General features: G+C 65.4%; 12 protein-coding genes. 11 read left to right on the top strand and 1 reads right to left on the bottom strand.

Annotated elements, in window-relative coordinates; genetic code table 11:
• Window positions 1-81 precede the first annotated feature (81 nt).
• The 11 genes from NVV93_RS09755 (at window position 82) to NVV93_RS09705 (ending at window position 13,845) form a co-directional block, all read left to right on the top strand.
• A complete protein-coding gene (locus NVV93_RS09755) occupies window positions 82-732 on the top strand; it encodes a DUF502 domain-containing protein (protein WP_258254236.1) in 651 nt (216 codons plus the stop codon).
• A gap of 156 nt (window positions 733-888) precedes the next feature.
• Window positions 889-2,445 carry a nucleobase:cation symporter-2 family protein gene (locus NVV93_RS09750; RefSeq protein WP_258254235.1) on the top strand — a complete coding sequence of 519 codons (1,557 nt, stop codon included), beginning with the start codon at window positions 889-891 and terminating at the stop codon, window positions 2,443-2,445.
• A 171-nt stretch (window positions 2,446-2,616) separates the two neighbouring features.
• Window positions 2,617-2,997, top strand: coding sequence for a MerR family DNA-binding transcriptional regulator (locus NVV93_RS09745; RefSeq protein ID WP_258254234.1), 381 nt, complete (start codon window positions 2,617-2,619; stop codon window positions 2,995-2,997).
• Window positions 2,998-3,043: 46 nt separating this feature from the next.
• Entirely contained in the window at window positions 3,044-4,207 is a 1,164-nt protein-coding gene (locus NVV93_RS09740; protein ID WP_258254233.1) for an isovaleryl-CoA dehydrogenase, read from the top strand.
• A 217-nt stretch (window positions 4,208-4,424) separates the two neighbouring features.
• On the top strand, window positions 4,425-6,032 hold the full coding sequence (locus NVV93_RS09735; RefSeq protein WP_258254232.1) for a carboxyl transferase domain-containing protein: 1,608 nt from the start codon (window positions 4,425-4,427) through the stop codon (window positions 6,030-6,032).
• Between the two features lie 124 nt (window positions 6,033-6,156).
• Window positions 6,157-6,954, top strand: coding sequence for a gamma-carboxygeranoyl-CoA hydratase (locus tag NVV93_RS09730; protein ID WP_258254231.1), 798 nt, complete (start codon window positions 6,157-6,159; stop codon window positions 6,952-6,954).
• Window positions 6,955-7,096: 142 nt separating this feature from the next.
• Window positions 7,097-9,103, top strand: coding sequence for an acetyl/propionyl/methylcrotonyl-CoA carboxylase subunit alpha (locus tag NVV93_RS09725; RefSeq protein ID WP_258254230.1), 2,007 nt, complete (start codon window positions 7,097-7,099; stop codon window positions 9,101-9,103).
• Between the two features lie 307 nt (window positions 9,104-9,410).
• On the top strand, window positions 9,411-10,307 hold the full coding sequence (locus NVV93_RS09720) for a hydroxymethylglutaryl-CoA lyase (RefSeq protein ID WP_258254229.1): 897 nt from the start codon (window positions 9,411-9,413) through the stop codon (window positions 10,305-10,307).
• Window positions 10,308-10,477: 170 nt separating this feature from the next.
• A complete protein-coding gene (locus NVV93_RS09715; RefSeq protein ID WP_258254228.1) occupies window positions 10,478-11,248 on the top strand; it encodes a 3-hydroxybutyrate dehydrogenase in 771 nt (256 codons plus the stop codon).
• A gap of 85 nt (window positions 11,249-11,333) precedes the next feature.
• Window positions 11,334-13,289, top strand: a complete 1,956-nt coding sequence (locus NVV93_RS09710; RefSeq protein WP_258254227.1) for an acetoacetate--CoA ligase — start codon at window positions 11,334-11,336, stop codon at window positions 13,287-13,289.
• Window positions 13,290-13,461: 172 nt separating this feature from the next.
• Window positions 13,462-13,845 (top strand): transposase, encoded by a 384-nt coding sequence (locus NVV93_RS09705; protein WP_258254226.1) that lies wholly within the window; start codon window positions 13,462-13,464, stop codon window positions 13,843-13,845.
• Window positions 13,846-13,974: 129 nt separating this feature from the next.
• Here NVV93_RS09705 and NVV93_RS09700 read toward each other — a convergent pair whose 3' ends face one another.
• On the bottom strand, window positions 13,975-14,424 hold the full coding sequence (locus NVV93_RS09700; protein WP_258254225.1) for a GFA family protein: 450 nt from the start codon (window positions 14,422-14,424) through the stop codon (window positions 13,975-13,977).
• Window positions 14,425-14,434 lie beyond the last annotated feature (10 nt).

Genomic DNA, 14,434 nt, shown 5'->3' with positions numbered 1-14,434 from the left:
GGGCGAGCGTAGCGAGTCATGCTCATTTACAACACATTCGAGATCAAACAGCTCGCCTGAGGCGACCGACAGGAGTCAGCAGTGCTGAAAAAGAGTTTCCAATCCATCCTGACCACCTGGTTCGCCGGCCTGTTGGTGCTACTGCCGCTGACCCTGACGCTGATCCTGCTCGGTTGGCTGTTCAGCCTGCTGAACAGCATGGTCGGCCCGGCGACCCTCACCGGGCGCCTGTTCGCCGCGCTCGGCCAACCCTTTGCCAGCAACCCGTACCTAGCCTACCTACTCGGTAGCCTGCTGCTGGCGGCGGCGATCTATGCCCTCGGCCTGGCCGTGCAGCTGGGGCTGAAGCGCCCGTTGGCGCGACTGATGGACATCACCCTTGGACGCATCCCTGTATTCAACAAGTTGTACAATCTGGCCGAGCGATTTGTCGCCCTGATCGACAAGAAAGAAGGCGCCGATATCGAAGCCATGAGTCCAGTTTGGTGCTTCTTTGGCGGAAATGGTGCCGCGGTGCTGGCCTTGATGCCCAACCCAGAGCCTCTGGAGATCGAGGGCCGCCGCTATTACGCGATCCTCGTGCCGACCGCGCCGATCCCCGTGGGCGGCGGCCTGCTGTATGTGCCCGTGGACTGGGTGCGCCCGGCGAACATGGGTGTCGATGCGTTCACCAGCGTGTATGTGTCGATGGGCATTACCCCGCCCAACGTGCCGGCAGTCCGACCGGAATAACTGGGTACAGTCGTTGCTTCCTCGCTCCGACAGTGCGGCCATGAGTCGCATTGCAATTCCGGACACATGGTAACTTTTTGTATACAAGCTAGTAGCCAAAACGTATTTACTTTGTCTACAGTGCGTGCACAAAGACAAAAAGCGAGCGCAACACCCATGAAAAATCCTTCAGTAGCAGCGTCATCGCATCAACGGCCCGAAGACGAAAACCTCGGCATCGGCGCCAACCTGGCCTACGGGCTGCAGCATGTACTCACCATGTACGGCGGTATCGTCGCGGTCCCCCTGATCATCGGCCAGGCCGCTGGCCTGTCACCGGCGGACATCGGCCTGCTGATCGCCGCCTCGCTGTTCGCCGGCGGCCTCGCCACCTTGCTGCAGACCCTCGGCCTGCCGTTCTTCGGCTGTCAGCTGCCGCTGGTGCAGGGCGTGTCCTTCGCCGGTGTGGCGACCATGATCGCAATCATCGGCAGCAACGGCGCCGGAGGCATCCCCGTGGTGCTCGGTGCGGTGATCGCCGCCTCGCTGATCGGCCTGCTGATAACCCCGATATTCTCGCGAATTACCAAGTTCTTCCCGCCCTTGGTCACCGGCATCGTCATCACCACCATCGGCCTGACGCTGATGCCGGTCGCCGCACGCTGGGCGATGGGCGGCAACAGCCAGTCGCCGGAGTTTGGCAGCATGGCCAATATCGGCCTGGCCGCCGTCACCCTCGGTTTCGTGCTGCTGTTCAGCAAGCTCGGTAACGCCAGTATCTCGCGCCTGTCGATCCTCCTGGCCATGGTCATCGGCACCGTGATCGCGGTGTTCTGCGGCATGGCCGACTTCTCCAATGTGCTCGAAGGCCCGCTGGTGGCAATGCCCAACCCGTTGCATTTCGGCATGCCGGAGTTCCAGATTGCGGCGATCCTGTCGATGCTGATCGTGATCATCGTCACCCTGGTGGAAACCTCCGCCGACATCCTCGCGGTCGGCGAGATCATCGGCACCAAGGTCGACTCCAAGCGTCTCGGCAACGGCCTGCGCGCCGACATGATCTCCAGCTCGCTGGCGCCGATCTTCGGCTCGTTTACCCAGAGCGCGTTCGCCCAGAACGTCGGCCTGGTCGCCGTCACCGGTATCAAGAGCCGCTACGTGGTGGCCTACGCCGGGTTGATCCTGGTGACTCTCGGCCTGCTGCCGGTGATGGGCCGACTGATTGCCGCGGTACCCACCGCGGTGCTCGGCGGCGCCGGCGTGGTGCTGTTCGGCACCGTGGCGGCGAGTGGCATCCGCACCCTGGCGCAGGTCGACTACCGCAACAACATGAACCTGATCATCGTCGCCACCTCGATCGGCTTCGGCATGATCCCGATCGCCGCGCCGACCTTCTACCACCACTTCCCGGCCTGGTTCGAGACCATCTTCCACTCGGGCATCAGCTCGGCGGCGATCATGGCCATCGCCCTGAACCTGCTGTTCAACCACTTCAAGGCCGGCAACTCCGACCAGCAGTCGGTGTTCGTCGCTGCCAGCGAGCGCACCTTGAGGGTTCAGGACATCGCTGCACTGAACGAAGGCGACTACTTCCAGGACGGCAAGCTCTTCGACGCCGACGGCAACGAAGTACCGGTGCTTAGCCATGACGACCATGGCTACGGCCACGACCACGCCGCGCCGAAGTCGCCGCGCAGCACCTCGGCTGAAGCCGCCCATCCCTCCAGCGCCTAAGCGCCCCGCAATAGCGTTGCCCGGCCCTGCGCCGGGCAACGTCCGTTCTGCCCCTCCGCACCGCCTCGCCCGCCGCTCCTCCTCCCCCGTTCCGCACCCTCGCACTCAGGATTGACAGTTCTTCGACTCATGCTTACGTTAACGTAAAGGTAAACGAATTCGAGCCCCGTCATGCCGACCACCTACTCCATCTCCGATCTGGCCCGCGAACTGGACGTCACCCCCCGCGCCATTCGTTTCTACGAAGAGCACGGCATGCTCAGCCCCGAGCGGCGTGGCCAGGAACGCGTCTACAGTCCCAAGGATCTGGTCGCCCTGAAACTGATCCTGCGCGGCAAGCGCATCGGCTTCTCGCTGGCCGAGTGCAAGGAGCTGATCGACCTCTACGACCCGAGCAGCGGCAACCGCAAGCAGCTGGAGACCTTCATGGCGAAGATCACCGAACGCCGCGCACAACTCGCCCAGCAGGTCCTCGACATCGAGCAGATGCAGCTGGAGCTGGATACCGCCGAAGAACGCTGCCTGGCCGCCATGGCCGAAACCATCGACTAATCCGATTCCCCGCGACGCGCACCACACAACGACAACAGGTGATTCCATGAACTACCCGAACCTCAACTTCGCCCTCGGTGAAACCATCAACATGCTGCGCGAGCAGGTGCAGGGCTTCGTCGCCGCCGAACTGGCGCCGCGCGCCGCCGAGATCGACAGCAGCAACCAGTTCCCCATGGACATGTGGAAGAAGTTCGGCGACATGGGCCTGCTCGGCATCACCGTCGAGGAGGAATACGGCGGATCCGGCCTGGGTTATGTGGCCCACGTCGTCGCCATGGAAGAGATCAGCCGCGCCTCGGCCTCGGTCGCCCTCTCCTACGGCGCGCACTCCAACCTGTGCGTCAACCAGATCAAGCGCAACGGCACCGCCGAACAGAAGGCCAAGTACCTGCCCAAGCTGGTTTCCGGCGAGCATGTCGGCGCCCTGGCCATGAGCGAGCCGAACGCCGGCTCCGACGTGGTCTCGATGAAACTGCGCGCCGACAAGCAGGGCGACCGCTATGTGCTCAACGGCAGCAAGATGTGGATCACCAACGGCCCGGACGCCCACACCTACGTGATCTACGCCCGCACCGACGCGAGCAAGGCCTCGGGCGGCATCACCGCCTTCATCGTCGAGCGCGACTGGAAGGGTTTCTCCCGCAGCCCGAAGCTGGACAAGCTCGGCATGCGCGGCTCGAACACCTGCGAGCTGGTGTTCCAGGATGTGGAAGTGCCGGAAGAGAACATTCTTGGCGCACTCAACGGCGGCGTGAAGGTGCTGATGAGCGGCCTCGACTACGAGCGTGTGGTGCTCTCTGGCGGCCCGACCGGGATCATGCAGGCGTGCATGGACGTGGTGCTGCCCTACATCCACGACCGCAAGCAGTTCGGCCAGAGCATCGGCGAGTTCCAGCTGATCCAGGGCAAGGTCGCCGACATGTACACCCAGCTCAACGCCAGCCGCGCCTACCTGTACGCGGTGGCCAACGCCTGCGACCGTGGCGAGACCACCCGCAAGGACGCTGCCGGGGTGATCCTCTACACCGCCGAACGCGCCACGCAGATGGCCCTGGATGCCATCCAGATCCTCGGCGGCAACGGCTACATCAACGACTTCCCCACCGGCCGCCTGCTGCGCGACGCCAAGCTCTACGAGATCGGCGCCGGCACCAGCGAAATCCGCCGCATGTTGATTGGGCGCGAGCTGTTTAACGAAACCAGGTAATCCATCGCCCAGCGCGGACAAGCCCCCTCTCCCCTCGCTTCATAAACAGGAGCAGGGAGAGGGTTAGGGAGAGGGGCAAGGCCGCCAGCGCCACCCTCCCCCCCGGCCCCTCTCCCGCAAGCGGGAGAGGGGAGCCAAAGACCCGTAGCCCGGATGCAATCCGGGAGGAATCGAGATCACCCCGGATTGCATCCGGGCTACGAAACGGAGCGAGCCAATGGCCATCCTGCACCCCCAGATCAACCCGCGGTCGGCGGAGTTCGCCGCCAACTCGGCGGCCATGCTCGAACAGGTCAACGACCTGCGCGCCCTACTCGCCCGCGTCCACGAAGGCGGCGGCGCCACGGCCCAGGAGCGCCACACCTCGCGCGGCAAGCTGCTGCCGCGTGAGCGCATCAATCGCCTGCTCGATCCCGGCTCGCCGTTTCTCGAGATCGGCCAGCTCGCCGCCCATGAGGTGTACGGCGAAGCCGTGCCGGCCGCTGGCGTGATCGCCGGTATCGGCCGTGTGGAAGGCGTCGAGTGCATGATCCTCGCCAACGACGCCACGGTGAAAGGCGGCAGCTACTACCCGCTGACCGTGAAGAAACACCTGCGCGCCCAAACCATCGCCCGCGAGAACCGCCTGCCGTGCATCTATCTGGTGGACTCCGGCGGCGCCAACCTGCCACGTCAGGACGAGGTGTTCCCCGACCGTGAGCACTTCGGCCGCATCTTCTTCAACCAGGCCAACATGAGCGCCCTCGGCATCCCGCAGATCGCCGTGGTCATGGGCTCGTGCACCGCCGGCGGCGCCTATGTGCCGGCGATGAGTGACGAGACCATCATGGTGCGCAACCAGGCCACCATCTTCCTCGCCGGCCCGCCGCTGGTGAAAGCCGCCACCGGCGAGGTGGTCAGCGCCGAGGACCTCGGCGGTGCCGACGTGCACTGCAAGACCTCCGGGGTCGCCGACCACTACGCCGAGGACGACGAGCACGCCCTGGCCCTGGCCCGCCGCTGCGTGAGCAACCTCAACTGGCGCAAGCTCGGCGAACTGCAACGCCATCAGCCGCTGGCGCCGCGCTATGCCAGCGACGAGCTGTATGGAGTGATCCCGGCCGACGCCAAGCAGCCGTTCGACGTGCGCGAGGTGATCGCGCGGATCGTCGACGATTCGTCCTTCGACGAATTCAAGGCGCTGTTCGGCGCCACCCTGGTCTGCGGCTTCGCCCACCTGCACGGCTACCCGGTGGCGATCCTCGCCAACAACGGGATTTTGTTTGCCGAATCGGCGCAGAAAGGCGCGCACTTCATCGAACTGGCCTGCCAGCGCGGCATTCCGCTGCTGTTCCTGCAGAACATCACCGGTTTCATGGTCGGCCAGAAATACGAGGCCGGCGGCATCGCCAAGCACGGCGCCAAGCTGGTCACCGCGGTGGCCTGCGCCAAGGTGCCGAAGTTCACCGTGATCATCGGCGGCAGCTTCGGCGCCGGTAACTACGGCATGTGCGGCCGCGCCTACGACCCGCGTTTCCTGTGGATGTGGCCGAATGCGCGGATCGGCGTGATGGGCGGCGAACAGGCCGCCGGCGTGCTCGCCCAGGTCAAGCGCGAGCAGGCCGAGCGCGCCGGCCAGGCTTTCTCCGCCGAGGAAGAACGGCAGATCAAGCAGCCGATCCTCGACCAGTACGAACACCAGGGCCACCCCTACTACTCCAGCGCCCGGCTCTGGGACGACGGCGTGATCGACCCGGCACAGACCCGCGAGGTGCTGGCGCTGGCGCTCTCGGCGACGCTCAACGCGCCGATCGAGCCGACTCAGTTCGGCGTGTTCAGGATGTAAAAAACCTACTCCCCTCTCCCGCTTGCGGGAGAGGGGCCGGGGGAGAGGGAAATCGGCGAAGCACCGGCCCTCACCCCAGCCCTCTCCCGGAGGGAGAGGGAGTCACTGACATGAGAGCCCGTGCATGACTACTTACAACACCATCGAACTACAGATCGACCCGCGCGGCGTGGCCAGCCTCTGGCTCAACCGCCCGGACAAGAACAACGCCTTCAACGCCGAGATGATCCGCGAGCTGATCCTCGCCCTCGACGCGGTCGCGGCCGACAAGAGCGTGCGTCTGCTGGTCCTGCGTGGCCACGGCAAACACTTCTGCGCCGGCGGCGACCTGAGCTGGATGCAGCAGGCCGCTGAACTGGACTACAACGGCAACCTGGCCGATGCCCAGCAACTCGCCGAACTAATGCACAACCTCTACCACCTGAAGAAGCCGACCCTGGCCGTGGTGCAGGGCGCGGCCTTCGCCGGCGGTCTGGGGCTGGTCAGCTGCTGCGACCTGGCGATCGGCGCCGACAACGCGCAGTTCAGCCTCTCCGAGGTGCGCATCGGCCTGATCCCGGCAACCATCGCGCCGTTCGTGGTCAAGGCCATCGGCCAGCGTGCCGCCAGCCGTTTCGCCCTGACCGCCGCGCGCTTCGATGGCCAGCGCGCCGTGGCCCTCGGCCTGCTCGCCGAAAGCTATCCGACCGAGGAGCTGGAGGCCCAGGCCGAGGCCTGGATCGCCAACCTGCGCCTCAACAGCCCCGCGGCGATGAGCGCCTGCAAGGCACTGTTCCATGAGGTCGCCGCCGCCGAGCTGACCCCGGCGCTGCGCCGTTACACCGAAAGCGCCATCGCCCGCGTGCGCATGAGCGTCGAAGGCCAGGAAGGCCTGCGCGCCTTCCTCGACAAACGCAAGCCGACCTGGCAGGGAGACGCCTGATGCCCGCCCGCTTTGGTAGGTTGGCGTTGAGCGCAGCGATACCCAACGGCAAGTCCTCAGTTACCACCACATCCGCTTGTTGGGCATCGCAGGCTCAGCCCAACCTACATTCGAGTCACGCCACCTCCACGGAGTCGCAGCCATGATCACTACGCTGCTGGTCGCCAACCGCGGCGAGATCGCCTGCCGGGTGATGCGCACCGCCAAAGCCCTCGGCCTGAAGACCGTGGCCGTGCACAGCGCGGTCGACCGCGACGCCCGCCACGTGCGCGAGGCGGATATGGCCGTCGACCTCGGCGGCGCCAAACCGGCCGACAGCTACCTGCTCATCGACAAGCTGATCGCCGCGGCCGAGGCCAGCGGCGCCCAAGCCATTCACCCAGGCTACGGCTTCCTCTCCGAGAACGCCGGCTTCGCCCGCGCCATCGAGGCCGCCGGGCTGATCTTCCTCGGCCCGCCCGCCTCGGCCATCGATGCCATGGGCAGCAAGTCCGCCGCCAAGGCGCTGATGGAAGATGCCGGCGTGCCCCTGGTGCCCGGCTACCACGGCGAAGCGCAGGATGTGGAAACCTTCCGCGCCGCGTCCGCGGGCATCGGCTACCCGGTGCTGCTCAAAGCTGCCGCCGGTGGTGGCGGCAAGGGCATGAAGGTGGTTGAACGCGAGAGCGAGTTGGGCGAAGCCCTGGCCTCGGCCCAGCGCGAGGCGCAGGCGGCGTTCGGCGACTCGCGCATGCTGGTGGAAAAGTACGTGCTCAAGCCGCGCCATGTGGAAATCCAGGTGTTCGCCGACCAGCACGGCAACTGCCTGTACCTCAACGAACGCGACTGCTCGATCCAGCGCCGCCACCAGAAGGTGGTCGAGGAAGCGCCAGCGCCGGGTCTCAGCGCCGAACTGCGCCAGGCCATGGGCGAAGCCGCAGTGAAGGCGGCGCAATCCATCGGCTATGTCGGCGCCGGCACCGTGGAGTTTCTCCTCGACGCGCGTGGCGACTTCTTCTTTATGGAGATGAATACCCGCCTGCAGGTCGAGCATCCGGTCACCGAAGCCATCACCGGCCTCGACCTGGTCGCCTGGCAGATCCGTGTCGCCCGTGGCGAAGAGCTGCCGATCAGCCAGGCGCAGGTGCCACTGATCGGCCACGCCATCGAAGTGCGCCTGTACGCCGAAGACCCGGACAACGACTTCCTCCCGGCCGCCGGCACCCTCGCTCTGTATCGCGAAACGGCCGCCGGCCCGGGCCGCCGAGTGGACAGCGGCGTCGCCGAAGGCGATGTGGTCTCGCCGTTCTACGACCCGATGCTCGGCAAGCTGATCGCCTGGGGCGAGAGTCGCGAGGAAGCCCGCCAGCGCCTCTTGGCCATGCTCGACGACACCCTGGTCGGCGGGGTGAAGACCAACCTGGCCTTCCTGCGTCGCGTGCTGGCCCATCCGGCCTTCGCCGCCGCCGAGCTGGACACCGGCTTCATCCCCCGTCACCAGGATGTCCTGCTACCGGCTCCGGGCGCACTGCCGGAGGCGTTCTGGCAGGCTGCCGCCGATGCCTTTATCCAGAGCGAAGCCAGCCAGGTGCGCGGCGACGATCCACACTCGCCGTGGAACGCCCGCAGCGGCTGGCGTGCCGGGGTGGCGACGGAGACCGAGCTGCATCTGGTCTGCGGCAGCGACAATTGCAAGGTCCGCCCCACGGGCGGCGCGCAGCTCCAGGACGAAGCGCTCTCCTGTACGAGCGAGCTTGCTCGCGATCAAAGCATCGCCAGCAAGCTGGCTCCTACAACAACATCGCTGCAACGCCGCCTGCACGCCATCCGCCAGGGCGATACCCTGTATCTCGAGTGGAACGGCGAGCTGCATAGTGTCACCCGCTTCGACCCGATTGCCGCCGTGGAAGCCAGCCACAGCCACCACGCCGGCCTCACCGCCCCCATGAACGGCAGCATCGTCCGCGTGCTGGTGGCAGCCGGCCAAGCGGTCGAGGCCGGCACCGCCCTGGTGGTGCTGGAGGCGATGAAGATGGAGCACACCATCCGCGCGCCGCATGCCGGGGTGGTCAAGGCGCTGTACTGCACAGAGGGCGACATGGTCGGCGAAGGGGCGGCATTGGTGGAGCTGGAGCAACTGGCCACCGGCGGCGGCGATTTCGGTGGATAGCAGGGCGGACTCAGCACCCCGCAGGATGGGTATCGCCTTGCTCAACCCATCCTACGACAATGAAGCCCAGCACCGGCCTTAGAACCTGTTTACGATCTCCTGGCTCGCGGCCAGACCGCGTTAAAAGTGGCCTAAAAATGCTCATTTACACTTCGTAAACTGCGCTTTTTCGGCCACTTTTGCCTTGTCTGGCTCTAATCCAGAAGATCGTAAACAGGCTCTGAGTTGTAGGGTGGAAAACCGCGAAGCGTTTTCCACCAAAAACGGTGGATGGATAAAGCGTCATCCACCCTACGGAGAAAAGCACATGAACCTACCCCAACACGTCCGCCTGGTCGAAGTCGGCCCGCGTGACGGTCTGCAGAACGAGAAGCAGCCGATCAGCGTGGCGGACAAGGTGCGTCTGGTCGACGACCTGAGCGCCGCCGGCCTGAGCTATATCGAGGTCGGCAGCTTCGTCTCGCCCAAGTGGGTGCCGCAGATGGCCGGCAGCGCCGAGGTGTTCGCCCAGATCGCGCGCAAGCCGGGCGTCACCTATGCCGCGCTGGCGCCGAACCTGAGAGGCTTCGAGGCGGCGCTGGAGTCGCAGGTCGAGGAAGTCGCGGTGTTCGCCGCCGCCTCCGAGGCCTTCTCGCAGATGAACATCAACTGCTCGATTGCCGAGAGCCTGGAGCGCTTCGTGCCGGTGCTAGACGCCGCCAAGCAGCGCGGCGTGCGCGTGCGCGGCTATGTGTCCTGCGTACTCGGCTGCCCCTACGAGGGCGACGTGTCGCCCGAACAGGTCGCCAGTGTGGCCCGCGAGTTGTTCGCCATGGGCTGCTACGAAGTGTCCCTGGGCGACACCATCGGCGTCGGCACCGCCGGCGCGACTAGGCGCATGTTCGAGGTGGTCGGCCGCGACGTGCCGCGCGACAAGCTCGCCGGGCACTTCCATGACACCTATGGCCAGGCTGTAGCCAACGTCTACGCCAGTCTGCTCGAAGGCATCAGCGTGTTCGACAGCTCGGTCGCCGGCCTCGGTGGCTGCCCCTACGCCAAGGGCGCCACCGGCAACGTGGCGAGCGAGGACGTGCTCTACCTGCTCAACGGTCTGGGCATCGACACCGGCATCGATCTCGACAAGCTGATCGCCGCCGGCCAGCGCATCTGCCAGGTGCTCGGTCGTGACAACGGCTCGCGGGTCGCGCGGGCCCGCAACCTGTAGGAGCGGATTTATCCGCGATGCTTTTATCGCACGAGCAATCGCGAATGAATTCGCGCCTACAGTCACGGGGAAGAAGCCGTAGCCCGGATGCAATCCGGGAACGAAACCGCCGACATCCCCGGATTGCATCCGGGCTACGTCCATGGGAACGCAAGGGCAAGGAGATTGGCATGAACCTGCAAGGCAAGACCGCACTGGTCACCGGTTCCACCAGTGGCATCGGCCTCGGCATCGCCGAGCGCCTGGCCGCTTCCGGCGCCGATGTACTGCTCAACGGCTTCGGCGAGGTCGAGGCCGCGCTTGCCGCCGTCGCCAAGCACGGCGGCAAGGTCGGCCATCATCCGGCGGACATGGCCAGCCCGGAACAGATCGGCGAGATGCTCACCTACGCCGAACGCGAATTCGGCGGCATCGACATCCTAGTCAACAACGCCGGCATCCAGCACGTCGCGCCGGTCGAGGAATTCCCGATCGAGTGCTGGGACGCAATCATCGCCATCAACCTGTCTTCGGTATTCCACACCACCCGCCTGGCGCTGCCGGGCATGCGTCAACGTGGCTGGGGGCGGATCGTCAATATCGCCTCGGTGCACGGCCTGGCCGCCTCGGCGCAGAAGGCCGCCTACGTGGCCGCCAAACACGGCGTCGTCGGCCTGACCAAGGTGGTGGCGCTGGAAACCGCGCAGAGCGCCATCACCTGTAACGCCATCTGCCCCGGCTGGGTGCTGACCCCGCTGGTCCAGCGGCAGATCGACAGCCGCGCCGAGGCTGCCGGCAGCGTCGAGCAGGCGCGTCACGACCTGCTGGCGGAGAAACAGCCATCGCGCGAGTTCGTCACCCCCGAGCAACTCGGCGAGCTGGTGCTGTTCCTCTGCAGCGAAGCCGCCAGCCAGGTGCGTGGCGCCGCCTGGAACGTGGACGGCGGCTGGTTGGCGCAGTGATTTTGTAGGCGCGAGCGCTGCTCGTGATCGGAGGCGACGCGAAAGCTTCGCCGGCTCACCGCAAAGATCGAATCAGGACTCCTTTATGTCTCAACCGCTCTGGACCCCATCCGCCGAACGCATCGCCGCCACCCGCATGGATGCGTTCCGCCACTTCGTCAATCAGCGTCACGCCCTGGGCTTGGCCGACTACCCGGCCCTGCATGCCTGGAGCGTGGCGCAACGCGAAGCCTTCTGGCAGGCCATCGTCGACTTCTTCGAGGTTCGCTTCAGTAGCGCGCCCAGCGCGGTGCTCGAGGAAGGACCGGCGATGCCCAGCGCCCACTGGTTCCCTGGCGCCACGCTGAACTTCGCCGAGCACCTGCTGCGCCGCCGCGACGCGCATCCGGCGCTGGTCGCCATCGGCGAGGACGGCTCGCGTGAGCAGCTGACCTATGCCGAACTGGCCGCGCAGGTCGCCGGCCTGCAGCAGAGCCTGCGCAATGCCGGTGTGGGCATCGGCGACCGCGTCGCGGCCTTCATGCCCAATACCTGGCAGACCATGGTCGGCATGCTCGCCACCGCCAGCCTCGGCGCCACCTGGTCGAGCTGCTCGCCGGACTTCGGTACCCAGGGGGTGATCGACCGCTTCGGCCAGATCGAGCCCAAGGTGCTGATCGCCGCCGCCGGCTACCGCTACGCCGGCAAGAACCTCGACCTGACCGCCAAGCTCAACGAAATCCTCGAACGCCTGCCCAGCCTGCAACAGCTGGTGGTGGTGCCCTACTCCCACGCCGACGCCAAGCCTGCGGACTACGCGACTGCGGCCAAGGTCGCGCTGTGGAACGACTTCTACCAGCCCGGCGGCGAGCCGCAGTTCACGCCGGTGACCTTCGAGCAGCCGCTGTACATCCTCTACTCCAGCGGCACCACCGGCGTGCCCAAGTGCATCGTCCACGGCGTCGGCGGCACCCTGCTGCAGCACGTCAAGGAGCACGGCCTGCACACCGACCTCGGCGCAGACGACACCCTGTTCTACTACACCACCTGCGGCTGGATGATGTGGAACTGGCTGGTGTCTGGCCTAGCCCTGGGCGCCACCCTGGTGCTGTTCGACGGCTCGCCGTTCCATCCCGGCGCCAAGCGGCTGATCGACCTGATCGATGCGGAGAACATCAGCATCTTCGGCACCAGCGCCAAGTACCTCGCCGCACTGGAGAAGGCCGGCGTGCTGCCCAATCAGAGCCACAACTTGCAACGTTTGAAGGCCATCCTTTCCACCGGCTCGCCGCTGGCTCACGAGAGCTTCGATTACGTCTACCGCGCGTTCAAGGCGGACTTGTGCCTGTCCTCGATCTCCGGCGGCACCGACATCGTCTCCTGCTTCGCCCTTGGCAACCCGGTGCTGCCGGTGCGGCGCGGCGAGCTGCAGTGCAAGGGCCTGGGTATGGACGTGCAGGTCTGGAACGACGCCGGCCAGCCGGTCATCGGCGAGAAAGGCGAACTGGTCTGCGCCCGGCATTTCCCGTCGATGCCGGTGGCTTTCTGGAACGATCCGCAGGGCGAGAAATTCCACGCCGCCTACTTCGACACCTTCCCCGGCGTCTGGGCCCACGGTGACTACGCCGAGGAAACCGCGCACGGCGGCCTGGTCATCCACGGCCGTTCGGATGCGGTACTCAACCCCGGCGGCGTGCGCATCGGCACCGCCGAGATCTACCGCCAGGTGGAGAAGGTCGAGGAGGTGCTGGAGTCCATCGCCATCGGCCAGGACTGGCACGGCGATGTGCGGGTGGTGCTGTTCGTGCGCCTGCGTGACGGAGTGGCGCTGACCGTCGAGCTGCAAAAGCAGATCCGCCAGATCATCCGCGCCAACACCACGCCACGGCACGTGCCGGAGAAGATCATCGCGGTCGCCGACATCCCTCGCACCATCAGCGGCAAGATCGTCGAACTGGCGGTGCGCAACGTGGTGCACGGCCAACCGGTGAAGAACACCGATGCCCTGGCCAACCCGCAGGCGCTGGAGTTGTTCAGCGACCTACCGCAGCTCAAGGACTGAGCTGCTCCAATCGCGAATAAATTCGCGCCTACAAGCCCGGATGTAGGAGCGAATTTATTCGCGATATAACGAACCAACCACGAGGCAACGGAATGCCCACCCGCACAATCCGCACGCCCGCGCGCTACGTAGCGGGCGCTTTTCCGAAGCCGGCCGCAGTTACCTCATCACGATGGTTACCCACCTGCGTCGGCCTGCTTTTCTTGATTTCGACTGCGCGCGTCAACTGGTCCACGAAATGCGGCTCTGCGCGGAGGACGGCCTTGCAGACTCCCTCGCCTGGGTCATCATGCCGGATCATCTGCATTGGTTACTGACACTCAGGCAAGGCAGCCTTGCCCAGTTGATGAAGCGCCTGAAAGCACGCAACACCCAAGCAATCAATCGGCGATCAGACATCAGTGGGAGTCTTTGGCATCCCAACTACCACGACCGCGCGGTGCGCCATGACGACGACATCCAAGCCATGGCCAGCTATGTGGTTGCCAACCCACTTCGAACTGGGTTGGTAAAACGCCTTGGCGACTACCCGCTTTGGGATGCCATGTGGCTATGAAAGCGCCCCTGTAGGAGCGAATTCATTCGCGATCATGGGTAATACCGTGGCATCCCTATCGCGAATAAACTCGCTCCTACACTCGCCGTGAACAGTTAGCCCATACAGGCGACCACGAGCGGTGTGTACTCAAGCCGCTACCGGCGCACCACTATTGGCCCAGCCCTGATGCCGGGGCAGGCCATCGTCGGGCAGGGTCAGCAGGGGGTGTTTGGAGCGCACGAACACCCAGCGGTCGGGCTTGCCGCCCGCGTCCTGATCGCGGTCGAGGGTCGGTACGTGCACCAGTTCGAAATCCGCGAAGGCATCCACATGCACGTACAGATGGCAGCCGCATGCGCTGCAGAAGTGCCGATGGCAGGTGGGTTTGGAGTGAAAGGTGCGCAACTTGTCCGCATTCTCCGTAATGCGGAAGGACTGTTTGTCGACCACGGCGATGATCGCCATGGCCCCGCCGCAGATGTCGGTGCAATCCGTGCAGAGGCAGTAATGCACCTCGGCGGGTCGGGCGGTGTACTCGTAGCGAACGGGGTTGGTATCACAGCGGCACCCTCCTACCGCTTTGAATGAATCACTCATGATCAGCCTC

It is taken from the genome of Pseudomonas sp. LS44 (assembly GCF_024730785.1).
Taxonomy (GTDB): Bacteria; Pseudomonadota; Gammaproteobacteria; order Pseudomonadales; family Pseudomonadaceae; genus Aquipseudomonas.
This window is presented reverse-complemented; position numbering and strand designations above follow the sequence as displayed.